Origin of the sequence: Gynurincola endophyticus, assembly GCF_003991195.1 — a bacterium.
In the GTDB taxonomy this organism is placed as follows: Bacteria; Bacteroidota; Bacteroidia; order Chitinophagales; family Chitinophagaceae; genus Gynurincola; species Gynurincola endophyticus.
The window spans coordinates 521,529-546,426 of sequence record NZ_RCWL01000002.1; the positions used below are offsets into that span (position 1 = coordinate 521,529).

At 36.6% G+C, this 24,898-nt stretch carries 24 protein-coding genes; 10 read left to right on the plus strand and 14 right to left on the minus strand.

What is annotated here, in order from left to right:
• The first annotated feature begins 60 nt into the window (after window positions 1–60).
• The 3 genes from D9O48_RS06195 (at window position 61) to D9O48_RS06205 (ending at window position 2,265) form a co-directional block, all read left to right on the plus strand.
• Window positions 61–855 (plus strand): hypothetical protein, encoded by a 795-nt coding sequence (locus D9O48_RS06195; RefSeq protein WP_126971698.1) that lies wholly within the window; start codon window positions 61–63, stop codon window positions 853–855.
• Between the two features lie 22 nt (window positions 856–877).
• The gene (locus tag D9O48_RS06200) at window positions 878–1,492 is read left to right on the plus strand and encodes a hypothetical protein (protein ID WP_126971700.1); all 615 of its coding nucleotides are present in this window, start codon (window positions 878–880) and stop codon (window positions 1,490–1,492) included.
• Window positions 1,493–1,563: 71 nt separating this feature from the next.
• On the plus strand, window positions 1,564–2,265 hold the full coding sequence (locus tag D9O48_RS06205; RefSeq protein WP_126971702.1) for a hypothetical protein: 702 nt from the start codon (window positions 1,564–1,566) through the stop codon (window positions 2,263–2,265).
• Window positions 2,266–2,351: 86 nt separating this feature from the next.
• On the opposite strand, the gene bla is transcribed toward D9O48_RS06205, so the two are convergent.
• The 8 genes from bla to D9O48_RS06245 form a co-directional block, all read right to left on the minus strand.
• Window positions 2,352–3,110, minus strand: coding sequence for a subclass B1 metallo-beta-lactamase (gene bla / locus D9O48_RS06210; RefSeq protein WP_126971704.1), 759 nt, complete (start codon window positions 3,108–3,110; stop codon window positions 2,352–2,354).
• Window positions 3,111–3,261: 151 nt separating this feature from the next.
• A complete protein-coding gene (locus D9O48_RS06215) occupies window positions 3,262–3,774 on the minus strand; it encodes a phosphoglycerate mutase family protein (RefSeq protein ID WP_158624832.1) in 513 nt (170 codons plus the stop codon).
• A gap of 79 nt (window positions 3,775–3,853) precedes the next feature.
• Window positions 3,854–4,384, minus strand: a complete 531-nt coding sequence (locus D9O48_RS06220; protein WP_126971708.1) for a DUF4269 domain-containing protein — start codon at window positions 4,382–4,384, stop codon at window positions 3,854–3,856.
• Between the two features lie 103 nt (window positions 4,385–4,487).
• The gene (locus D9O48_RS06225; RefSeq protein ID WP_126971710.1) at window positions 4,488–7,400 is read right to left on the minus strand and encodes an alpha/beta hydrolase family protein; all 2,913 of its coding nucleotides are present in this window, start codon (window positions 7,398–7,400) and stop codon (window positions 4,488–4,490) included.
• 109 nt (window positions 7,401–7,509) lie between these two features.
• Complete coding sequence (locus D9O48_RS06230; protein ID WP_126971711.1) at window positions 7,510–8,385, minus strand: DMT family transporter; 876 nt, start codon at window positions 8,383–8,385, stop codon at window positions 7,510–7,512.
• Window positions 8,386–8,395: 10 nt separating this feature from the next.
• Window positions 8,396–9,175, minus strand: coding sequence for a polyprenol monophosphomannose synthase (locus tag D9O48_RS06235; RefSeq protein WP_199750512.1), 780 nt, complete (start codon window positions 9,173–9,175; stop codon window positions 8,396–8,398).
• 27 nt (window positions 9,176–9,202) lie between these two features.
• Window positions 9,203–9,967 (minus strand): 3'-5' exonuclease, encoded by a 765-nt coding sequence (locus tag D9O48_RS06240; RefSeq protein ID WP_126971715.1) that lies wholly within the window; start codon window positions 9,965–9,967, stop codon window positions 9,203–9,205.
• A gap of 216 nt (window positions 9,968–10,183) precedes the next feature.
• Window positions 10,184–11,500, minus strand: a complete 1,317-nt coding sequence (locus D9O48_RS06245; protein WP_126971717.1) for a serine hydrolase domain-containing protein — start codon at window positions 11,498–11,500, stop codon at window positions 10,184–10,186.
• A gap of 903 nt (window positions 11,501–12,403) precedes the next feature.
• Here D9O48_RS06245 and D9O48_RS06250 point away from each other — a divergent pair.
• Window positions 12,404–12,880, plus strand: coding sequence for a TM2 domain-containing protein (locus tag D9O48_RS06250; RefSeq protein WP_233589192.1), 477 nt, complete (start codon window positions 12,404–12,406; stop codon window positions 12,878–12,880).
• Between the two features lie 6 nt (window positions 12,881–12,886).
• Window positions 12,887–13,207, plus strand: coding sequence for a DUF2752 domain-containing protein (locus D9O48_RS06255; protein WP_126971720.1), 321 nt, complete (start codon window positions 12,887–12,889; stop codon window positions 13,205–13,207).
• Between the two features lie 219 nt (window positions 13,208–13,426).
• On the opposite strand, the gene D9O48_RS06260 is transcribed toward D9O48_RS06255, so the two are convergent.
• Entirely contained in the window at window positions 13,427–13,621 is a 195-nt protein-coding gene (locus D9O48_RS06260) for a hypothetical protein (RefSeq protein ID WP_126971722.1), read from the minus strand.
• A 430-nt stretch (window positions 13,622–14,051) separates the two neighbouring features.
• Between D9O48_RS06260 and D9O48_RS06265 the strand changes: the two genes are divergently transcribed.
• Window positions 14,052–14,621, plus strand: a complete 570-nt coding sequence (locus D9O48_RS06265; RefSeq protein ID WP_233589193.1) for an RNA polymerase sigma factor — start codon at window positions 14,052–14,054, stop codon at window positions 14,619–14,621.
• A complete protein-coding gene (locus tag D9O48_RS06270; RefSeq protein WP_126971725.1) occupies window positions 14,621–15,706 on the plus strand; it encodes a S1 family peptidase in 1,086 nt (361 codons plus the stop codon). Before D9O48_RS06265 ends, D9O48_RS06270 begins: the two co-directional genes overlap by 1 nt.
• A 76-nt stretch (window positions 15,707–15,782) precedes the next feature.
• On the opposite strand, the gene D9O48_RS06275 is transcribed toward D9O48_RS06270, so the two are convergent.
• The 3 genes from D9O48_RS06275 to D9O48_RS06285 all read right to left on the minus strand — a co-directional run bounded on the left by D9O48_RS06275 (window position 15,783) and on the right by D9O48_RS06285 (window position 20,113).
• Window positions 15,783–17,006: a hypothetical protein gene (locus tag D9O48_RS06275; RefSeq protein WP_126971728.1), complete on the minus strand. Its 1,224-nt coding sequence runs from the start codon at window positions 17,004–17,006 to the stop codon at window positions 15,783–15,785.
• A gap of 2 nt (window positions 17,007–17,008) precedes the next feature.
• Entirely contained in the window at window positions 17,009–18,658 is a 1,650-nt protein-coding gene (locus D9O48_RS06280; RefSeq protein ID WP_126971730.1) for an SLATT domain-containing protein, read from the minus strand.
• Between the two features lie 555 nt (window positions 18,659–19,213).
• Window positions 19,214–20,113: a sugar phosphate nucleotidyltransferase gene (locus tag D9O48_RS06285; RefSeq protein ID WP_126971733.1), complete on the minus strand. Its 900-nt coding sequence runs from the start codon at window positions 20,111–20,113 to the stop codon at window positions 19,214–19,216.
• Window positions 20,114–20,154: 41 nt separating this feature from the next.
• On the opposite strand from D9O48_RS06285, the gene D9O48_RS06290 reads away from it, so the two are divergent.
• On the plus strand, window positions 20,155–21,081 hold the full coding sequence (locus tag D9O48_RS06290; protein ID WP_158624833.1) for a 1-aminocyclopropane-1-carboxylate deaminase/D-cysteine desulfhydrase: 927 nt from the start codon (window positions 20,155–20,157) through the stop codon (window positions 21,079–21,081).
• 70 nt (window positions 21,082–21,151) lie between these two features.
• Window positions 21,152–22,033: a hypothetical protein gene (locus tag D9O48_RS06295; RefSeq protein ID WP_126971738.1), complete on the plus strand. Its 882-nt coding sequence runs from the start codon at window positions 21,152–21,154 to the stop codon at window positions 22,031–22,033.
• Here D9O48_RS06295 and lipB read toward each other — a convergent pair.
• Window positions 22,020–22,757 carry a lipoyl(octanoyl) transferase LipB gene (gene lipB / locus D9O48_RS06300; RefSeq protein WP_126971741.1) on the minus strand — a complete coding sequence of 246 codons (738 nt, stop codon included), beginning with the start codon at window positions 22,755–22,757 and terminating at the stop codon, window positions 22,020–22,022. The two genes, D9O48_RS06295 and lipB, sit on opposite strands and share 14 nt — an antisense overlap.
• A gap of 71 nt (window positions 22,758–22,828) precedes the next feature.
• Here lipB and D9O48_RS06305 point away from each other — a divergent pair, with 71 nt between their 5' ends.
• Window positions 22,829–23,893 carry an RluA family pseudouridine synthase gene (locus D9O48_RS06305; protein WP_126971744.1) on the plus strand — a complete coding sequence of 355 codons (1,065 nt, stop codon included), beginning with the start codon at window positions 22,829–22,831 and terminating at the stop codon, window positions 23,891–23,893.
• A gap of 37 nt (window positions 23,894–23,930) precedes the next feature.
• Here D9O48_RS06305 and D9O48_RS06310 read toward each other — a convergent pair whose 3' ends face one another.
• Window positions 23,931–24,881 carry a hypothetical protein gene (locus tag D9O48_RS06310; RefSeq protein ID WP_126971746.1) on the minus strand — a complete coding sequence of 317 codons (951 nt, stop codon included), beginning with the start codon at window positions 24,879–24,881 and terminating at the stop codon, window positions 23,931–23,933.
• Window positions 24,882–24,898: the final 17 nt, after the last annotated feature.

Sequence of the window (24,898 nt, forward strand, 5' to 3'; positions counted from 1 at the left end):
TTCAAATTTTTCTTGTTTTGTTGATTCTGAAGTTTTACAAGAAACTAAAAAAAATCAACTATGAAAACAGGGTTTTCAGGAATATTATACTGCCTTTTAGTATCTGCCATTCTATTCAACTCATGTAGTAAAAAAGAAAATGACCCGCCTGCTGTTGCAAGAGAGATAACAGTTGAAGAGCTCAGTTCTTACCAGATTATTGAAGAATATATACCCACCGCAGATGGATTCAATATCTATGGCAATAAGCCAATGCTATTGGTGAGTTATTTACAAAAAAGTGTCTCAGATAACAAATACAGGTCTTACTGGGCACTGTCATATCAATTATTTTCAAAACTAATTAGCACTCCCCTTTCTTATAACCCTGAAACAGGCATTACCAAATTTGAAACCTCATTAGGTTTCTATGAACTTACGAGAGATGAAAACGATCAGATTATCGTAGCCGGGGAGCTAATTCCTGATTACCCCGATCAGGATTTTTTTACAAAAGCTACCTCGAATTACATTCAGGTAGTGAAAATACCGAATGCAGTATTTCACAATACTTCTTATAAAGCAATAGACGGTTCTTCTTACTACCGGTTCAGTGACAGCAGATGGATGTATAATCCATCTTCAAAACCAACTACAGCTCAACTTACCTGGGATTATACCAGACATACAAATACTTTGTGGTATGGTGTGGATAATGGAAGTGCGAAACTTAAAAATTTATTTATTGTTATTCCTCAGGGTAACGGCTGGAAGGGAAATCATCAAGATAAAGACCTTCTGCTGATTAATACTTATGATGCGGTTTCTTTTAAAGCTGTGGGAGATGTTGGTATATATACTCCTGACATCAATTAATAATTACTTTGAAATCACCATCATGAAAAAACTTATCCTGTTATTGATAATTATTCCTCAGATTGTATCGGGCCAGGTTGTAAAAAGGCCAGATATAGAAACTTCAGCACTGAAACTCAGCTCGGGAAAACAATATGTATATAAAGTAAACCTCTATAAAATCAGCAGCACTTCCTATCCTGGGGCAAAAGTTCAGTTAAAGATGATGCAAAACGCCGCTATACTGGATGGCAATGCAATGCTGTATCCTGAAATCAGAGCCGATCACGGGCCTATGTTCAAAGTTTGTCCGATAATTTTATTCGGCTACAAAAAAAATTCGTTTTCTACAGAGGGTAAGTGTAGTGTAACAGAACAGGGCAGCCTGAGTTTTACGAATGATATTGTTTTGGGAAAAAGATTTTCAATGCCGATTCCGGCAGACCGGCTCACTGCTGAAACAAAACTGGTAGTCGGCATCTATGGAGCGGAAATTACGCTTCCGAATGGCACTTCAAAAGTGTTGAAAAAGGCTAACCTGCGTTCGTTCCGGTTAATTGATATGGATTTCTCCGTCAGAAACTATATAAAGTATGAGGTAAATATTGACGGAGCAACGATTACACTTGAGTATATAATAGAAAGATCAGCGATTTAATAAAACCCCGGCACACAGATGACGTTGAATTCATCAGCAATCACTAACATTCAGCATGAGATCTATCAAAAATGAAAATAATATTTTTTTTGTTGTTTATGATCAGCTCAAAATTCTCTTCCGGGCAATCTGGGCAAACACCGGAATGTGTAGAAAAAATGACCACAGAAAAATATCGTTCATACGAAGGCATATTGGAACTACCCACGGGTGAAAAACTATTTAGAGTAAGAATTATCAGACAGGAAAAATGTATGGATTGTATAGAGGGCATTTTGTATGTAAACAGTTTATGTAATACAATAGCCAGCTTTACCATTGGCCGGGTTCCGAAACAATTTGTTAAAGATGGTTATGACCTGGAGTGGTTTTTAAATGATGGCTACAACACAAATAAAAAACATATTGCTATAAATAGAACAGATGGTGCGGCGGCCTATTTCAGACAGTTCGTGCACCCCCTTAAATTAATTGTACAACATGCTGACAGCAGCCTCAATCTTTTTGGGTTGAGAGAAAATGATATATTGGAGATTTCATTACAAAATGGACTAAGAATATACAACAAAGATAAAAATGTTAAACAATATAAGTTGATTCCTCAAACCCAAGAATTTTCTAATGTAACCAAAAACTATTTTCAATGGGGAGATTGGGGTGTACATTTTATAAAGGAAAAAGACAGCAGTTATACAATAGAACTTATCAACTTAATAAAATACATAGATAACCGTCAGATCGAATGGCAAAAAGTATATAGCGCGAAACAATAAAATATTACAGATTTTACGACTTCTCTAAATTCAGAAAACCACCCTCATTTATATCAATTAAAAGACGCTTTCAGGAGCGTCTTTTATTATTTATTTCTGAATAGTTGAATGGTATAATCAAGTAGTTGCTGATTTCCATACGCTCCATGCCCCGGAATAATAATTTTAACCTGCGGATATGCTTCTTTTACTTTTTCAACCGTATTCGACCACTCTTCAATATTGGCATCTCCTAAATAACCTTTAGTAGCATCTGATTCTTTGATTAAACATCCGCCGAACATAATATTTTCAGCGGGAAAATATCCGATAACATTATCGATGGTATGGCCTTCTCCGAAATATTTAGCCATAACTTTTTGGTTACCCACCTTTAAAGTAAGTGAATCAGTAAAACTATTCTGAGGAACAACCAGATCATTCTCTTTTGCCAGTTCTACTGTTTTAAAATATGAATACGAAGGAACCCCGTTGTCTTCAAATGCCTTTAATCCACCCAAACAATCATTATGGAAATGCGTAGGCACAATGGCGTTGATTTTACAATGCAATGTTTCTTTGATCCATTTAATTAAGGTCTCTGAACTTTTATCGTTAGTGGGTGTATCAAATATAATCACCTCATTATTATCCCTTACGATCAATCCGTTACATGGAACTTTCCCGAAATCATTGGTTTGTAAATACGAAACATGTTGATAAGCATTTTCAGTAATCTGGGTCACTACTAAATCATCTGACTGATAAACAACTTTCGGCTCGAATGCTGACTGCTGTTGATCATTACAACCCAATACGGTAATAGATACAATAGCGATTACTAACAATTTTACAATAAGATTCATGTTATTCTTTTACTTTTCGGTATTAGAAAATTTGTGTTGTATAGAGAAAAATGCCCACAAATAAAATATCATTATGAATATGTTTTCTGTTACGCAAATGGCGTAGATATGATGTTAGACAAATTCCTGCACACTTTCCATTCGTTGTTCTTTATTCAGCACTTCCATAATTCACTACTGTAATGCGTACTTTTTTCAGGTTCTTCAGATAAAAAGTATATAATAAATTATATACATCTTCGCTATGTTCGATGGCTGTTTTTTCACGACCCACTGCTTCCTCAATCGTATTATATATATGTGCGATCGTATTACTATGAGCAACAATCAATACATTTTTTTTAGCGTCAATGATCGACTTCACCCACTCAACCGAAGGCATCGGATCATATTCTACCGGTTGCAAATTTCTGGAAGTATATACCTGCTCAGCAGTTTGATAAGAACGGATAGTATTGGTAACGTATACCACATCGATTTTTTCCGGCGCTAATGTTTCTTTCAAATCATGTGCTCTTTTCAATCCTTTTTCACTGAGCGGTGGGTTTTTCAGATCAACTCCTTCATAATTTGCTTTTTCTCCGTGCCGTACTAAAAAAATAGTTTGCGCATTTAACAGTTGAAAACTGCCAATTGCTAAAAGAAGAGACAATATGATTTTCATATGCAAGGTTTTTATGTAAACAAATTTAATCTTTCTACGGGCATTCTCATTCCCATTCATCAATTGATGAGATGTTTTATCAGTATTTAATTTGGTAATTTAATAAGGCTTCATAAGGATTTCCCTCTAAACCAAGTAGTTGAGCAAATGCAGGTTCAGTTTTTATTCCAGACTCTTTCAATTTTATAATTTCTTTTTTAAAAGTTTCGGGTTGCTGTTGCAGAATTTCATATTCTTTGATCATATGCAAATAGGCATATTGGTCAGTGGTAGGTACAGCTTGTGCAAACAATTCAAAGCAGAAACCATTCAGCGTAAATGTTGTAATTACTACCGTAGCAGTATTGATAATGTCTGTATAGATTTCAAAATTTTTAAAGTGCGAAAAATGAGTAATCAATTTATCCTGAAGACACTTTAATTCCGTTGCATAAAGGATAATATCAACATCACTCGTAGCAATATTAATCTCAATGGGTATAGTGCCTGTAATGACAGGTTGATAATCACTCAACCGATCCATGATATGGTAGGAAACAAGAACATCATATAATTGTTTTTGCAGCTCATTTCCTTTTTTCAGGTAATTGATATCGGCAAAATTCATCATAAACAAAAATAGCTATTCCCTCACAAATCAGTGAGAGAATAGCTATTCTATTATTTATTCATCTTTTTAGTATAATAGTGTTTATCCACTATTTTTTATCAGACTACTTCACTTCAAATCCAAAATCATAACCCTTATCTTTTGCAGGAACTCCATCTTTTAACCAAACCGGAGCCGGTGCATCTTTCAGGAAGTGATCAAAGAATTGAGATAAACGGATACTTAAATCTTTTCTGTTTTTTCTCTGAACCAGATTATGATCTTCATTATTGTATTGTAACAACCAGGTTGGTTTTCCTAAACGTCTTAAAGCAGTAAACATTTCAATGCCCTGATACCATGGAACTGCTCCGTCTTTGTCATTATGCATAATCAGCAACGGTGTTTCCACTTTAGGGGCAAAGAACAATGGTGAGTTTTTGTAATAATCATCAAAAGCTGACCATAAATCTTTACCGATTCTACTTTGTCCTTTTTCGTATTGGAACTGACGAACCAAACCACTACCCCAACGGATTCCACCATAAGCAGAAGTCATATTGGCAACTGGTGCTCCGGCTCCGGCAGCAGCAAACATATTGGTTCTGGTTACTAAGTAAGTAACCTGATAACCTCCCCAGGATTGTCCTTGAATAGCCATTTTTTTCGCATTAACCCAAGGTTTTTTTGCTAACATTTCAGCAGCAGATACTACAGAATTGTAAGCATCTTCGCCCGGCTGGCCTGTTTGATAATAAATATTCGGATCAAACACGATATAACCGTTTGACGTAAAATATGCGATGTTAATGGTAGAGGCAGATGGTGCCGGACGATTGTAATTATACAGTTTATCCGAATTCTTTTCATAAAAATAGAAAATCACCGGATACTGTTTGGTTGAATCGAAGTTCTCAGGTCTGTATAAAATACCTTCAGACTCTTTTCCATCAAACATAGTCCATTTAACCAGCTCAGTCGTATGCCAGATATAATCGTTTTGCTGAGCGTTTAAAGAACTGATTTTAGTGTAATTTTTTAAATCTTTCGACAAGTACGCATTAGGAGATTCTTTAACAGAACCAAAAGTAACCAGGAATTGTTGTGCGTTTTTAGCTTTCATTACATTGGTAGCTGAAATAGCATCTTCGTATAACAAAGTTAATTTTCCTTTTTTACCGAAAGTTTTTACCCCAACTCCAGCGAGTTTATTCTTTTTGTTGAAAGACCTGAAATAAAACTCTTTCGTAGCATCAGTAGGATATTCGTCTCTTTCAAAACGGATCCATCTTAATTCCGTATTATTTTGTTTACCGTAACCATCAGTTAAGTTAACGGGGGCAACTACACCTTTAGGATCGATTTTCCACAAATCAAACTCGGCATTCAAAACGATGAAGGCATCGTTTTCATACCAGGTACCGATTCCGAAAGCTGGTTTTAAATCCGGATTATCATATTCCTCATTAACAAACTGATCGTTGATATTTTTGGTAAGTTCTACCGTTTGTTTAGTAGCGATTTCGTAAGCAAAATATTTTTTATTATCTCTGTCATACCAGTATACAAACTTTCCATAAGGAGATAATTGGTAAGGACCACGTCTTTGTTCAAACAGTAATTCCTTTTTTCCTGTTTTCAAGTCTACCAGATAAACATCACCCAATGAAAATCCTTGCCATTGGCTTGCCACTGCATCTTTTCTCGAATCGGTTGCTAATCCGTATGGAGCATCTTCATTGTTTGCAGGCTCAATAATCATTTCAAATACGCTATCCGCAATTTGTAACACTTCAGCTGCATTTTCGTAATGGAACGTCTGATATCCTCTTACAGTAGTGCGCAACAATTGTTGTGTTTGCAATACCTGATCCTGCCAATGCCAGATATCCAGTTGTGCTACTTCAAAATCAGGTTTTGTAGTATCTTTTACACGAGGAACAGGTACTAATTCGAAAGACAATCTTTTACCGCTTTTTGAATAAACAGGTGTTCTGTTTTCATTAATAATCAATCCATCGGCAATGCCTTTGTGATTAGCTGCTACACGGATGTTGGCTTTTGGCTGCCCGGCTTTATATTCGAATATTTCAAATGTTTTGTGTTTGCCTTTTGCTGCTGCTTTTTGTTCAACAAGAAAAGCAAAAGCTGTAGCTTCTTTATTGAATCCGTTCAAATTTTTTACATCATTGAATTCTTTCAGAATAGTATCTGCTTTTTGTGTTTTCAGGTCATACCACAACAATGCATTCGGTTGATTGCCGTTTTTATTAATTCTGTAAACAATTGCTTTACCGGCATCATCGATACCAAATGAATTGATCTTTTCTACAGTAAATGTTTTACCGGTTACTGTATTGAATACAGTTAAAAGAACAGCTTCATTATTACCGGCACCACCTCTTCCGGCAGCGGCACCAGCAGCACCTCCTGTAGCCGGAGCTGCAGGTTTACGTAACAAACCGATATTTTGAGAAGTAGCTAATTCCTGAGAGAGTTTTTTTAAGCTGTCGGCAAGATGTGCCAGACTATCCACCGCTTTCTTAACTCTGGCGGCAGAATCTAAGGTTTCCTTAGGAGTTTCAATTTCGGTAGTATAAGCGATATACGGACCATCTTTTGTAACAGAAACAGCCTTGAAGTTGGCGATTTTCTCCACTTTACCAGTACTCAACTGAATAATAGCCAAACTGTCTTTGGGCATTTGTGCCGGTGTTAACTTCTTGATCTTTCCTTCACGGGTCTCCTTAAAAGGGGCTTTAATTCTTACCACTGCATAATTTCCGCTTCCGGTAAACTGGATGGCAGTACCACGAGGAATTTCGATATTCAGTTTACGGTCTACAGACTGTACAAAAGCTTTACCATCGCCTTCCTGCGGGTTCACTTCGTAGCCTACATATAAACCGTTTTGAGAAATAACCGAGCCTTCCAGTGCTTCCCACTGATCATACACATCATGTGTCAGTGGTTTTTTCTGAGCATTCAGGTACACAATGCTCAATGTAAAAACAAATAATAAACTTATAGATCTCATGCTGACGAGTTTAGAGCCTGAAGTTACTTTAAACTTTGCGAAGCACCCGCCCCTGTAACAGGTTATTTTTCTATCAAGAGAGCTATTTGTTCAAAAAATGTGAAAAAAGCTATGTTTTCTTTTTGCTGATAAAAACAAAATAGGTTTGTAAGGCCACACTCACTACTATAAATGCAAGACCTAAATAAAAATAGGTTCCCATGCCTTTATCTTCTCTATAAAGCATAAATGCCAGTAAAATACCATAGAGTGGCTCCAGGTTATAAGAGAGGTTAACCGTGAAAGCGGAAATATATTTAAGCGCATTCATCGACAAAAGCATTGCCCAGACTGTACAAATCACGCTTAAAACCAGTAGTCCCATCCAGTCAATGGTAGTTGGAATGACGTGTGTAGGAGGAAAAACTTTTAAATAAAAAGGAAGTAAAATCGTGAGAAACAATAAGCCCCCGAACAAATAGTAGAAAGTCACCATCCAGGTACTATGTTTCTTCACCTGTCTGCCGTTAAGAATGGGAAAAAGACTTCCGAGTACGGCAGCAATCAAACCGATGATAATGCCGGTTTGATAAGAGGGATCAAATTGAAAAATCAGTGAAATACCAACGATTGGTAACAGTCCTAATAAGAGTTCACGAATTGAAAAGGAAGTTTTGTTAATCAGGGGTTCAAAAATAGCAGTAAAGAAGCCGATAGCAGAAAAACAAACCAGTGCTACCGATACATTTGCATATTTAATACTGGCATAAAAGGTAACCCAGTGTAATGCAGCGATAACACCGATACCGAAAATACGCCAGACATCTTTTCCCGGAATAGAAACCCAGGCTTTTTTATAGAACATCAAAAGCGCGAGAATAGGAACAGAAAGCGCCAGTCTGTACCAAACCAACAACCCTTCATTTAAAGTAATAATACGGCCCAGTACACCGGTTAACCCCGCAAATAAAACTGCGAGGTGTAATTGCAATAATGCTTTTTGCATGTTAAGGGAGTTATTTGGAATAGATATCGGAGTGTAAAGAGGTTTTTGACTTCTTTTCAACACTGTATCGATAATCTTTGAACAGACTGTTCCATCTTAATTTCAACACACCGAGAATTCCTTCTTTTACAATTCCTTTGTGCATTTTAGAATCACCATATTTTCTGTCTTCGAAAATAATCGGGACCTCTTTAATTTTAAAACCCAGTTTCCATGCAGCAAACTTCATTTCAATCTGAAATGCATAACCAAGGAACTGAATCTTATCAAGATCGATCGTTTCGAGTACTTTTCTTGAGTAACAAAGGAAGCCGGCAGTGGTATCTTTGATCGGCATCCAGGTAATCAGACGGGTATAAAAAGAACCGCCTATGGAAAGGGCAATACGGTTAAAAGGCCAGTTCACGGTACCACCTCCTTTTACATATCGCGATCCGATAGCAACATCAGCGCCATCGATGGCGCAGGCCTCAAAAAGTCTTTGTAAATCTTTAGGATTGTGTGAAAAATCAGCATCCATTTCAAAAATATAATCATATCCATTACGTAAAGCCCATTTGAAACCATGGATATAGGCGGTGCCTAATCCAAGTTTTCCTCTACGTTCTTCAAGATGCAGTAATTGAGGGTAAACCTGTTGCAGTTCTTTTACGATCAACGCTGTGCCATCGGGAGAGCCGTCGTCAATAATAAGTACTTCAAATCCTTGCTGCAACTGGAATACTGCTTCAATGATTGCTTGAATGTTTTCTTTTTCGTTATAAGTAGGTATGATAACAATCTTTTTCACAATAGGGCATCTATCCTTTTATATCAATTATTTTTTTAGCATGAACTTATTGAACAATTCTGTCAGTTTTTGTTTCGTATTCAATGCAAAATCACCTTTCATCATCCAATCATAATACTGAGGTTCCTGCTTGAATATCTGCTCTACCGGTTTGCCTTTATGTTTGCCGAAGTTGAAAATCACTACTCCGTCTTTATTAATCATTCTACGGGCAAAATCCACCACTTCATCTTCACCGATAAACTTCAAAACAGTGTCGATTGAGTTTTCCAGTTCAGGATAACGTTGCAACTGTGCTTCTAAAATTTCCCAGGTAGCTCTTGCATCCGCTTCGGCACTATGCGCATTTTCCAGCGTTTTATTACAGTAGAACTTATAAGCAGCTCCTAAAGTTCTGGGTTCCATCTTGTGAAAAACCCGCTGAACATCAATTAACCGGTGTTTATCTGCATCAAAATCTAAACCAGCTCTTAAAAACTCCTCCACCAACATCGGAATATCGAAACGATTAGAGTTATATCCGGCTAAATCGCAATTTTCAAGAAATTGTCTTAACTCATTGGCCACCTGTTTGAAGGTGGGCGCATTGGCTACCATTTCATTGGTAATTCCGTGAATAGCTGTAGAACTTGGATCAATCGGCATTTCAGGATTGATCAACTTTCTCTTAATTTGCTGATTACCATCAGGTAATACTTTTACGATTGCAATTTCAATGATTTTATCAACAGAGGGATTGATACCTGTTGTTTCTAAATCTATAACAGCAATAGAACGGTCTAATTTCATCATCTAATTTAGTTTAGCGCACAAAGGAATTGCAAAAGTACAAATTGCTGTAGGGATTCTGAAATAAATACAATTAATTACGTCTTTGCTGCTTAGTAACAATAGATAATCACTAAATGTTCACTCTTTTTAAAATAAAAACAAGTAGAGGTACTTATAGTGCATAGATAACCAACTATACAAGATCGTTCACAATAAAGTCAGTTATGTATAGTAATTTTAGGGTTGCCTGGTCAGTGTTATACGTTCTCCTTCCTGTGTAAATAAGATTTGATTTTCTTTGAACTCAATTTTTATTCCGAATTGGTCAAACTTAAATTTTTGCGCAGCATAAGGTGTCAATAGAAAACTGGCTTCAGCTCCAACATCTTCGCACATTAAGCCGCTTTCTGCATCCATATATACTTTCAATGTCAGATCGTAAGCCTGATTATAATAAACACCTTCATGTTTTTTCAAGTCCTGCACAGCCGCAAAGTAAGGTAATTCCTTTTTATCGGTATAAATAGCATTGTAAATAGCAATATAGAAATCATTTTTAGGGTATCGCTGTCCGATAAGCGAAACTGAAAATCCAATATTAGTTTCCGGATCAAATACTACCAGCGAATGAGTTCCTTTTGTATCGCCGGCATGTCCATAAGTTTTTGTTGTATAAAAATTTATTCCGGCCAGATTACGTCCGAAATCTTCTTTTTCAGAAGGCAACATCTGTTGAAGAGTTTCAGGTTTCACCACTTTTCCCTGAAACAAATTATAAAAAAACTTATTCAATTGGGAAGGTAGTGTAGCGATGTCCCCTACCCCGATAATATTCCGGTATACATAATCAGGTTTTGTTTGCCAGGCAGCATCCAGGTAATTGTATTGGTACGAAGAAAAGAGATGTTGAAGATTCATGTCTGCAGCCACAAAATCTTTTAAACCGTTGGGTTTAATAATCTCTTTTTGCAGCACTTTTCCATAACCTTTACCATACTTTTGTTCTACAATATTTTTTAGTAAATAGTAAGCTGAATTGGAATAAGCTACACTATCCCCCGGTTCAAAATCAATTCCCTGACGAGTAATTTCATGGATAATTTCTTTGTCACTTACTTCACTTTCCAATAACCAGTTTTTGTTATCAGGCTTATTACTATAATCTCTTTTAATTCCGCTGGAATGCTCCAACAAATTCTTAATGGTTATTTTACCGGCATTCGGTATTTGAGGATAAAACTGTACCAGCTTATCATCTGGTGATAACTTTCCCTCTTCTATCAACTTCCATATCAAAACAGCTGTAAATACTTTAGTAATTGAACCGATCTGATATTTCGAGTGCTGATTCCATTTTAAACCGGTAATAGAATCTTGCCCGAAACTACGGTGATAAACTTCTTTTCCTTCTTTAAAGACAGACACTGCCCCCACGCCCTGATTGTTTGATTCAATATGACTAATAAAACGATCGAGTTGTGTTTGATCAATATTTTGTGCTGTTATTGTAAGGCCGGATAATAATAAAAGGAAAATTAATATTTCAGTTCGCATACACTCAATGATTCATTTGGATAAATATTTTACAACCCGATTAACGATTAATGCTTAAAAACATCCAATTCTTTTGCAAAGATAAAATATGTCACTAATGAGTGGCCTGTTCTTTTTCATATGATTGATGATGGAAAAACACTATACAATCAACACTGTTGTTTAGAGGAGAATAATTACGACGTAGTTTTACGAAAGCAGGTTAAAATAAACTTAAATACGTTATTCTCAAAAATCACGTTACGTTTGTTTCAGAACTAAATACAAACACTTAACAGATATTATAACCAATTAATTATTAAGCAGTAATTACATGAAACAATCAGGCATGTGGGCTATTGATGTACCAGAGGCCTTATAAAGTATATAAAAAATAAGGTGTTAGAGCTTGCATTTTTAAAAAATGATTATTTTATTTGTGGTAAATCCACATTCCTTGTAAAACACTGCGCTAAAGTCTTGTTAAAATCCTGAGGTCCTTTGAAAAATTAATGATTCCAATTCCTAATCATTAAATTTTTCAACCTCAAACTACAAAACAATGAAACGTTTTTTACTTGTTACCGCTTTAGTATTATTAGTTGCTACAACCGTTACTTCATGCTCTGCTTCTAAAAGCGGATGCAAAGCTAGCAGAGGAATGGTTGGTTACAGATAATTAAAGTGTTTACAGGAATTCATCTCAATTGAATGTAATAAAGCTTCCTTTCAGGAGGCTTTATTATTTTATAGCAGTTTATTTTCATTGTGTTTTCCACCTTTCAGCTCAAACTTCAGCTACTTAAAGTATTTATGCTCAATATATCATGATGGAAAAAAAATATAATAAATCGATGAAAAACTTCGTTTTTGCTTAATCATATGTTAAATTGCACGAATATCTCTTAAACTCAAACCTATCACATGCTTAAATTTACAAAATTAGCACGCGTTCTTTGCTTGTGCCTGGCGGTAGTGTTACTTACTTCTGCTGTGCCGGTTGGTAAAAAAGCAGTGCCGGCTCCGGTTCCTGCTGCAGCTAACACCATTGTAGACTTTTCTAAAATGTCGAACAGTGAGTTAGTAAAATATGCTGAAACTTTAAAAGGCGACAAACTTACACTGAAAGAAAAAGTAGGTTTGAAACTTTTTAAAAAGCAAATGGTTAAAGCTGAAAAAAACATGGCCGGCGGTGGTAAATCGCAGTTAGTGGCTGTTTTACTTTGCTTTTTCGTTGGTGCATTAGGTATTCACCGTTTTTACATGGGGTATACTACCATCGGTATCATCCAATTACTTACTTTAGGTGGTTGTGGTGTATGGGCTTTAATTGACTTTATTCGTTTATTAATCGGTGATTTACAACCGGCGAATGGTCCTTTCGAAGAAACTTTTACCTAGTAGAGAATGAAAGGGAGAATTACATTTTCATTTATTAAGCTTGCAGCATTAATTATTATTCCGGTAGTATTATTAATACTACCCGGCAATTATTTTGATGAAAAGGCCAGTTTGTGTTTATCTGTACTTTTGTTTGATGCAGAATGTTACGGATGCGGACTTACGCGTGCCTGTATGCACTTAATTCACGGTAACTTTTTTGAAGCTTACTCTTTTAATATTTTAAGTTTCATTGCATTTCCGTTGTTAGCATTTCAATGGGCCAAATGGGGTTTGAAGGAATGGAAATTTCTCAGATTTCATTATTCCAGAAAAAATGTAGCTTAATGGTTTAATAGATTTCTCTGGGAGGATAATATCCTCTGTAACATATTCAATTCAGGTTGAAAAAAGCCTCGCTCGAAATCAGAGCGAGGCTTTTTTATGAAATAACCATTTTAATTCAATACAGTTTGCCGGCCGGCGATCTGTATTGAATACGTTGACAAAAAACCCCTCTCAACACGGAGTTAAGAGGGGCTTTACTATAATTGCTTGTCCAATTTATTATTGAGCAGCTGGAGTTTCAACTGGAGCAGCTGGAGAATCTACAGGAGCAACTGGAGAATCTTGAGCTGGAGTTTCAACTGGAGCTGGAGCTTGTTCAGTTGGAGCTGGAGCTTCAGTAGCTGGAGTTTCAGCAGCGTCATTACATGCAACTAAGATAGCAGCGATAGCGAAAACAGATAATAATTTTTTCATTTTTTTGCTTTTTTGAAAGTAAACTATAGTTTATTATTAATCCCGGTATTGAAAAAAGGTAACCTCACTTTTTTATTTTTTTTGAAAAATCTTTTCCCCTCGTTCAAAACACACTAATAATCAAACTATTACATTAAATACTTTTTTTTCTTTTTCGAGGGTGACCACTTTTTGTCTGTAAACACAAAGGCTGCAGTTTATCACAATAAGTTTCATCCAGACTTTGAATGAACATTTCTATCTTGATACGTATTATAAGTATATACCTTCGTAAGATTTACCGGTTTCTTTCATTTATTCCCAAGCAGCTGAACCAGAAACTATTTTAGCTTAGTTTTTTAGTTTTCCTGGCTGCGAAAATATAAAATCGGCTTTTTTATGTTGAATTGGGTTACTTCTTCTATTTTTGAGTATTAATAAATGATGATACGTGGCTAATACGTCGGGTGAAATATTATTATTAGAAGGGCTTTTAAAAAATGAACGAACAGCGATTGAAACCATCTATAAAGATAATTATAGAATGGTGCAACAGCTTGTATTGTCGAATAATGGTTCTGAGGATGACGCTAAAGATGTTTTCCAGGAAACGTTAATGGTTCTGTATGAACGCCTTTTAAAAAGAGATTTTGAGCTCAACTGCCTGTTAAAGACTTATTTATATGCAGTTGCCAAAAGAATCTGGCTAAAAAAGTTACAGCGCAATGTAATTAAAGTAGATGCAGGGGTTTTAGAAGAGGAATTACCGGATATAGGTTTTGACATTCAATTTGAACAACAACAACAACAGCATCACCTAAACATGCGCAAGGCTATGCTTGAATTAGGCGAACCTTGTAAAAGCTTGATAGAAGCTTTTTATATTCAAAAAAAATCGATGCAAGACATTGCTGATCTTTTTGGATACACCAATGCCGACAATGCGAAGAACCAAAAGTATAAATGTCTAACACGTTTGAAGAAATTATTCTTCAAAGTCAATCAAAATTCTGAATTGTGATGCGCGACCCACATTTATTACAATTAATTGACGGATATCTTCGAAATGAGTTAACCGCTGAAGAAAAAGCTGCCGTAGATAAAATGCGGCAGGAAGATAGTTCATTCGACCATATGGTAGTTGAGCAGAAGTTCTTGATCAAGCAGTTAGAAGCTCAGGAGGCCCGCAATGCTTTCGAGCAAACCGTACATTCGGTAGCTGATCAGTTTCATACAACTGCTGAGCCGACCGGTAAACTGTTACAACTCTGGAAAAAACATAAAAAAGTGATCAGCATTGCTGCGTCAATTGCAGGCATTACTGCTCTTTTGATTTCAGCTGCCGTAAACTCTTTTACGCAGAAACCTACTTCTGAAATCAGACAATTGTCGCAGGCGCTGAGAGAAGTTAAAAGAACACAGCAAATTACTGATCGTGAAATACAAGGTTTAAAACAAGCCAACTCTCAACCTGTAGCACATGCTAAACTGGGTGGTACCGGCTTTTTAATTGATCCGAAAGGATATGTGGTTACCTCTGCACATACCGTTGTGAATGCAGACTCAGTATATATTCAAAACTCTAAAGGTGAATATTATAAGGTGAATACAATCTATGTAAACTCACCGGCTGATATTGCAGTTTTGAAGATTGTAGACAATAAATATGTGCCGTTAAAAACACTTCCTTACGGGTTGCATAAAAATACGGTAGAATTAGGGGAAGAAATTTTTACTTTAGGTTATCCGCGCCCTACTGCAGATATCGTTTATAACCGTGGTTACTTAAGTGCTAAAACTGGTTATCAGGGCGATTCCTTAGCTTATCAGCTGGCTATTTCTGCCAATCCTGGTAACTCAGGCGGACCAATTTTTAATAAAGACGGAGATGTGATTGGAATTATGAGTGGAAAACAAGTTACAGCAGAAGGCGTTGTTTTCTCCAGCCGTGCCAGCAATATCCATCAGGCATTACAGGAAATAAAAAAAGATACCAGCTTACATGAGTCTATCAAAATTCACCTGCATTCACAGGTAAAAGGGGTAGAACGTGTGCAGCAAATCAAAAAATTTGAACCATATATGTTCATGGTAAAAAGTTATTAAGTTTTTTACTCTGGTGACTGAATAATAAAAACAGCCCCCAACTATGTTGGGGGCTGTTTTATATGTATACCAGACTTTATAACATCGGCCTGAGTTTTTTAGCACGTGTTTTTTTTTCACCGCTCTTCGAACTGACCAGATACGCATTACTACTCGACAAACTGAACGTTTTTCTGATTCCGACAGTATAAAACCTGGTATTTGTGAAACCCTCATAATGGTTTTTATTCATCAGATTACGCCATTCAATAAAAACGTAATTCGTTACTTCATCAGATTTCCCTCTGAGGCCAAACTGACCATTAACCGTAATATAAGTGATATCCGTGGCAGTTTTACCGAATGTTTTTTCATAGTTCTGCTCCGAACGGGAAGAAAAATTATGCCATCCCTGTGTGATTTGTCCTGTAATTAAAAGCGCATTGGAAATGGAAAATCCTAATCCGAAGCGAATATTGTGCTGTATAAGAGTAGTAACAGAATCCTGAAATTCAGGAATTGCTTTTAACCCAAATCCGAAAGGCATAATACTTATTTTTACCTGCTCACCTAATTTTGCAGTGAAATAATTATTGATAGAAATACCGACCCTTCCGTATAACATTAAAGCAGGCAGGTAAGCGTTAGAGTCTGCCGTTTTTATTACCGAACCTATATAAGGATTGATATCCAGCTCCCAGGTGAAACTACTTTTCTTTTTAATCACTACTCCTTCGGCTGTTTTAATGTTCCGGTACTCTCCTATAAGAGTAGTAATACCTCCAAGATTAACAACAGGTGTCAGGTTTGACAAAAAACCATTATCACCGATTACATTTGCTCCGGCAAAGGCATTCATGTAAGTTTCCATTGTTTCATCAGAATCATCGTCGGCGCTGTCACCAGAATTAGTGGCCGTTTGCTTGCTTAAATTTCCCATTAAATCAAAAGTCACAGAAAATTTCTTTTGATCGGATTCATATACATCGAAAACGATCGTCTTTTGATCAGGTTTTAAATTATTTTTAATAATTTCTTCTAAAAAGAAAGTAAGCTTATCATCCTGAGGATCGTGTACACCCTTTTTTAACAATTGAGCATCCGTTGCAGTTTGATACATTATTTTCAACTTGTCTTTGTCTGCTGCTTTTACATTTGTAAAAATAATTTTTGCGTCGGCTGTCCAGCCCTCCTCCGAGAGGTTAATAGAAAGTCCGTCTTCATCAGTATAATTAGCTATCTTATTGTAATCGAAAGTATACAACTGTGCAGATAGTGACAAAGGGATGAAAAAAATCAGTATTATTGGAATACTTCTCATAATTATTCTTTTATTGATATTTCAAATTTTGAAAGGATACGTTGTATAGGAATAATATTGGTAATTGTACCGGTAGTTGAAAAAACTATTCCGATCACGTTACTATTTTCATCCAGCACAGCAGCTCCGGAGTCACCACCAGTTAATTTCAAGTCGGTTTTAATAATGCCTTTAAAAAAACGTTGTTCCAGTTTTCCTTTGATCTCAACATATACAACACAACTACCATTACTTTCCAACACCCTGCCATATACTTTGCCTGAAGTTCGGCCGACCGCCAAAATAGTATAACGCCTCGCAGCATGTTCATCAGTTATTCTAAATGGCTTAGCAGGAGGTTTCTCTATAGCAGAAATGATATTTGAAACTGTATTTTCATCTTCAATAAGTGCTATAGCACTGTCAAAAAGATGATCAAAACATCCTTCCATAACCCGACCTATCCTTACCTCTTTAGCATTTGTTTTAGCCTGATCTTCGAGAGAAGGAGATACAATAATCGGATCTGTTATAGCTTCTGATATTTTAAACAAGGTTCTATCAGCACTTAATTCTTTCGAGCATAATACATGGTAACAACTTAGAATGTAAGACTTGCCGCCTTTGAATACTTTCAACCCGATCGTACCGGAATCATTATAGTCGGTATGTCTTGATATAGAGCAGCCAGGCTGTTTTGGAAATACATCTCCACAATGTAGTTTTGCAGAGTTCATAAATATTTTTCCTTCCTCGTTTCTGACATCGGTAGGTATCTTGTAAGTGAGGCCGTTTACTGATTTAAAATAAATATAGTCGGGGATTTTTACAAAATAGGTATCTCCTTCTTTTTCTTTAGCTGCAACACCGAAAATCAGACAGTTAATATCAGTAACTTCTTCCTTAATTACTTTTTTACCGGCACTTACCGAATTCATTCCGAAAACTTTTACCCACTCTTCAAATGTTTGATCAATAGCTTCCTGAATCACTTCTATCGGAATGTTTTCATCATCGGAGGTATCTTCCTGTTGATCTACATTAAATGCTTTCTCTTTATCAGCAGCTTCATCAATTTTATTTTTATATTGTTCACTTTGTTTCTGAAGTGCAGACATCAGCTCTTTCATACTCTCCTGATATTCCCTGCCCCATGCCTTTGTTTCAGACTGTACAATTTCATTACAATTACCCTGATACAATATCAGCGCATCAATTAAAACAGCAAATCTGCGCTTAGTCAGCGGCGTATTCTCAAATAACAATACCTGCCATTTCTTAACGAATTCATTCCGGTTTTTCTGCAATTCCATACCAGTGATCATATACCTGATCCAACTATTTGACAGTCCTAAGAATCTGTCAAATAGTAATAAGCCGGCTGCAACTGCTGCTAAAATGTACCCGCCATAGAGTATATAAATATTTTCATCATCAATAGTTGCCAGGTAAGGAGCAATAGTTGTAAGCACAAAAAAAGCTATAGCCATACCTCTCAACCACCTGGCCCACCAGCTTTTTTTCTCAAGAGAATTTTGATACCAAAGAATATTGTAATCAACAATGTGTTGCACATCATTATAGAGCTCAATGAGCTTATCTTTTGCTAAAGAAGCATTCCAATCTACGATTGGTTCGTAATTAATAAGGATATGACGAGGAACAGAAGGCATACATCGGACTTTTATATACAGGAAATTATTCACTCAAGTTCATAACAAAATTCCATGAACATAGATTGCTTCAAAGCATACATACATCCCTTTGTTCAATTAAACAGAACTTAATACTAATACCTTTAGAAAAACAACTATACACAAACGAAAAAAATAACTGTTTGGACTGCTAAATCAACACTTCATAAAAGTTCAATACTTATGAAATGCTTTATCCGACTCACTAATCGTACAATTAAAAAATGCTAAGAAGAAATATTTACAGCTCAGGTTGGATTCGATAAAGATGCTGCACCAAATATAAATAGATTTCTGAATCTTAAAAGAATTTTAGCTTACCACTTACGTGTTATTTAGTCAAACTTTTTTTATAGTTAGTAACAACAAAAACATATGACATTAATCAACAAACGATTACGATTTGATCCTAAACAAAATTCATCTGAACTAACATTTAGGGTTTTCCATCTGCATACCTGAAATAAAAATCCCCGCACTTAAGTGCCGGGGATTTGATAGCTGAGGAAACAGCTTAATGATATGATAGAATTATTATTTCCATAAGTTATCCGGATATTCTCCGCTTTGGATTAACTGATCTAAACTTTCTTTAACGGCCGGCGCATCTTCTTTGTAAGTAACACCGAACCATTGAGCAGAAGTCGGAATAATTTTAATCACTCCTTCACGATTACCAATAAATTTATCGGCAACGATCGGAATAAAAAACTCACTTTTCAGAGCTTGTCCATTCTCTGCTAAAAACTCAGTGAACAGCTGTTTTGAATAATCAAAAATAGAAGTATCAAAGCACCAGAAATTCATTGAAACACTCGAATCTTTCGGTAATACTTTTGGAGATTGATCATCGTCGCATACCACTTCTCCATTTACCATTGAGATATTTAAGCGTTCAGCAATGGATACCAGGTTATTATTGTTATCTCCTACACATACTCCACGGTTTACTGTTCCGTTGTCAGACAAAGTCTTTAACAAATCATAACCAATAATGGAATAAGTATCGGCATTTACTTCTTTTGTTAAAAATTCATACGCTTTTACGAATGCGTCACGACCATAAAAGTCATCTGCATTAATTACAGCAAAAGGCTCATTTACAACACCTTGTGCACAAAGCACAGCATGAGCTGTACCCCAGGGTTTTGTTCTTTCAGCCGGATAAGTATATCCGTCTGTATGGGCGGTCATATCCTGATAAACATAGTCTACTTCTATTTTCCCTTTCAATTTTGGCTCTACTATAGCCTTAAATGCCTCCGCGAAGTCCTTGCGGATAATGAACACCACTTTGTTAAAGCCGGCTCTGATAGCATCATAAATTGAATAGTCCATGATTGTTTCACCACTTGGTCCGAAAGCTTGAATCTGTTTCATACTTCCATAGCGCGAAGCCATTCCGGCAGCTAAAATCAATAAGGTTGGTTTCATTATCGTATTTTTATTTCTTCAACGAAATTAATTAATTTATTTTGAACGATCTAAGTGATATAAAATTAGTCTTGCAATTAGCTTCTCCGGTTTTGCAGCAAATCCGGTTGGGCAGTGGATTAACGCAATGTACAGTAGATGTATTGCGTACCGATCTGCTTCATCCTGTGATCTCCGGAAATAAGTTCTATAAACTTTGTTATTATCTTCTCGACTTCAAAAAACAGGCCTATAATGGTATTGTTTCGTTTGGTGGTGCTTTTTCGAATCACCTGATTGCTACTGCTGCTGTTTGCCAGGCATTAAAAATTCCTTTTACAGCAGTCATCAGAGGAGAAGCTCCTCTAAGGCCCGGTCATACACTCATACAACTTGAACAACTGGGGGCAGATTTACATTATGTAAAACGTAGTTTATTCCCATCTGAACATTTCGACAATGGCTACTGGCACAATATTTTTCCCGGACATTATATTATTCAGGCCGGTGGAGAAGGTGAAGCGGGAGTAAAGGGAGCTGCCTTAATCGCTGAAGAAATACCTTTTAACGCTTATGATGAGATTTTTTTAGCAGTAGGAACAGGTACCACCATGGCTGGTATTCTTCAGAAAATGCAACCACATCAGCAGGTAAATGGTATTCTCGCATTAAAACTTCCCGATATAAAGAGTAATTCCATCACAAAGCTGCTACAAAACAACAATCCCCGAAATCAGCAGTTTAAACTTTTCGGAGATTATCATCTGGGCGGATTTGGAAAATCGAATGAAGTATTATGGACTTACATGAATGACCTTTATGAAAGAACTAAAGTTCCCACAGACCATGTTTACACAGCAAAATTATTTTATGGTGTAGAGCAATTATTGAATCAATCAATATTGGATACATCTAAAAAAATATTAATTATTCATACCGGAGGCTTACAGGGAAACCTTTCGTTAAAGAAAAACGTCTTAATATTTTGAGAATAATTTAGCAAGCAATCTACCTTTTAGGTGTTATTTTTGCTCGCAAGCTAAAAAACGAGGAATCTATATGAAGTTAAAGCTGGTATTTTTGGTTTTTTTTCTGGGTTTTGGACATTTACATGCTCAAGATACCCTGCCTTCATTTAAGGTATCCCAGGTAGGTAATGACAAGGTTATCCTCAGTTGGATCAATCATTATCCGGTGGTGAACCAGATTAATATTCAGCGCTCCAACGACAGTTTGCGTAATTTCATTACTATTTTAACAGTACCAGACCCGGCGGTGGCACAGAATGGTATTTCCGATCAAAAAATTCCTGCAGGTAAAGTTTATTATCGTTTGTTCATCCTTTTAGATAATGGGCGATATGTAATCACCCCTTCTCAAAGGCCGGTAAAAGATGAGTCAGGTTTAGCGCTTGATTATGGTATTCAGGAAGGGCAAAATCAACGGATTCACACCGAAACTTTATCTAATACTGAGAAAAATCAGCTGAGTGAAAAATTACAATCCACCGAAAAAAGGCCAAACGGTAGATTTTTTGTAGTCGTAAAAGGCAATAAAAGTTTTCAGGTAAAAGACGCTGATTTTAAAAAATTCAGAGACTCGATTCTTTATAAAACGAAAGATACATTAGATTATATCAGCATCGACTCTATACAAATCAAACCATTTGCGACGGCTCCTGCCTATGTAAAATCAAGTTATATCTATCCTGACAGGGATGGAAATGTTATATTAAATATTCCCGGTGCAGCTCAGCGCAATTACAGGGTCCGTTTTCTTCACGATGACAGAAGGCACTTCTTTACATTAGACAGGGTAACGGAAAATTATCTGGAAATAGATAAAGCGATATTCCTGCAATCAGGATGGTATCGCTTTGAGCTTTATGAAGATGGAAAGTTAAAAGAAGAAAACAGGTTTTTTATACCTAAAGATTTTTAGGAACCAGGTCTGCCTGAAAAATATTTTCAAAGTGATATTTCACTTTTGCCTTTACTTCTTCATAATCTAATTTTCTTCCCAGCTCTTTTTCCAGTGAGGTTACCTGTTTATTCTGGATGCCGCAAGGAACAATAAAATTAAAGTAATCAAGGTCTGTATTTACATTAAATGCAAATCCGTGCATGGTAACCCACCTGCTGCAACGGATACCTATTGCGCAAATTTTTCTTTCGTAACCTTTCCGGTGCGGATCAAGCCAAACGCCGGTTTCGCCGGGTGAGCGGTCACCTTCAAGGCCATAGTCTGCCATTGTTTTAATAATTACTTCTTCAATATTTCGCAGGTATTTTCCGATATCCGTCGTGTATTTTTCAAGGTCTAAAATCGGATAACCCACTATTTGTTGCGGACCGTGATAAGTAATATCTCCTCCCCTGTTAATCTTAAAAAATTCAATTCCCCGCTTTGTACGCTCGGTTTCACTGATCAAAACATGTTCTATTTCACCGCTTTTGCCTAAAGTATACACATGCGGATGTTCCACAAACAACAGATGATGCTGAGTATCAGGCAGATCGGTAATAGGCTCCCCGGCATCGTTTTTCTGACGGCGAAGTCCTTTTATAGACAAATTCTCCTGCAGCAGATTTTCCTGGTAATCCCAGGTGCTTTGATAATCCTTCACTCCAAGGTCTTGAAACAGAATTGTTTGTTTTTCTTGCATACTGCAAAGTTACATTATATCTTGCTTCGGAATGAAATTGTACCTTTGCGGAAAGAACGAATTAAGAATTTATGAGTTTAAATGAACAAGACCTGGAATTTGAACAGGACGATTCGGCAGAAGTGCTCTACGAACGAATGAGTTGGGTGGTTGATAAAGGCCAGGAGCCGATGCGAATCGATAAATGGCTGGTGGGCCGTATTGAAAATGCCTCCCGGAACAAAGTTCAGATAGCGATTGATAACGCCCGTGTTTTGGTAAATGGCAAACAAGTGAGCGCAAACCATAAAATAAAGCCGGGTGAAGAAATTATTGTGTATTCTGATAAAGAAGTGCATGGCGAAGAAATCGTTCCTGAGCCAATGCCTTTGAATATTGTATTTGAGGACGATGACATATTAATTATCCATAAACGTGTAGGACTGGTAGTGCATCCGGCGAGCGGTAACCCGAACGGAACCCTGATCAATGGTGTGGCACATTACCTATTACAACAAAATAAAGATCTGACCGCTGAAACCCTTCCCCGTTTCGGTTTGGTACACCGGATTGACAAAAACACCAGTGGTTTGATGGTACTGGCCAAAACGCCTAAAGCTGCGAGCAGTCTGGCAAAACAATTTTTCGATCACAGCATCCACCGTCAGTATGTAGCATTGGTTTGGGGAGATGTTGCGGAAGATGAAGGAACTATTGAAGCACATGTGGGCCGCCACCAACGATTCAGAAAAATATTCGATGCCTATCCTGATGGAGAAATTGGTAAAGAAGCTATCACTCACTATAAAGTGCTGGAAAGATTCGGTTATGTAACCCTGATTCAATGCGAACTGGAAACCGGAAGAACGCATCAGATTCGTGTTCACATGAAATCAATCGGACACCCTTTATTCAATGATGAATTATACGGTGGCGACCGCATTGTAAAAGGTACTGTTTTTACCAAGTATAAACAATTTGTAGAAAATTGTTTTGCACTTTGTCCACGCCACGCGCTACACGCAAAAACTTTAGGTTTCATACATCCCACCACGGGGAAAAAAGTAGAATTTAACAGTGAAATTCCTGAAGATATGTCGAGTGTGATTGAAAAGTGGCGGAAATATGTAAAGTTTAAGAGTATTAATAATGATTAAAATATTGGTACCGGTTGATGTTATCATTGACCGGTATTTATTTAAAATCATACAAAGTAGCCGTAAAGCTGGCATTCTCTCTCTTTTTGCCGATCACTTTCCAGTTACCATTATAACGCAGAATAGTAGGATAAACCACTCCGTTGATTTTAGATAGTACAGCCTCCATTTTCACATCAAATTCATAAATACCTGCTTTGTAAGATAAATCGTAATTACGGGCTACAATTTGCCAATCATTCGGATCAAACCAGGTAATCATCTGATCAATGACCAGTTTAGATCTTTCGCTACGGGTAAGATCCTGCCGGGGAATGATTTTAAAGACATAGCAGAATAATCCGTTTTTTGTTTCGAGGTCAATAATAAAATCATAAAGATCATCCATCGGTGATTCAAAAATTGAAACTTTGTTTCCTATAAAAGGAATTCCACTGATGGGCATACCGGGATTAAAAAACAATAATTTTAATTGTTCTTTGTGTTTTTCAATGCCAGATTTATCCTTCACACTAAAAGGTTCTTTTCCGATAATATTTGTTTCACCACACACGGTATCTTTGGTAAAAAACAGTCCGGCATAAAGAGACGCTGTATAATAATTATATTCACGTTTCCGGTCATAAAAATCACCGGTCGTTTTTTCTTCCAGTACTTTCATCCACCGGCAACCGTTTTTTGTAAACTGCTGTGTTTTACTATTGAGTGAAGCCTGTACTTCGTCACCTTTATCAAAAATGAAAACAGAATTGCTCGATGTATATTCAGCTATACGCAAATTTTTAAATGCTTTATAAAAACTGGTATCTTTTTTAATATGTTGAATAAATGCATCAACATTCAGGTTACTGTAAATAACAGCGGGGGTGAGCGTAATGGATTTGTTATCGAGTTGAAAGGTAGAATCTTTTTGTGCGGAAGTGCCTAAAAAAAACAAACATCCCAGTACTGTTAAAAAGAGCGGACTAAGATGTTTGTAACAATTCATTATAATAGAAGATAGGG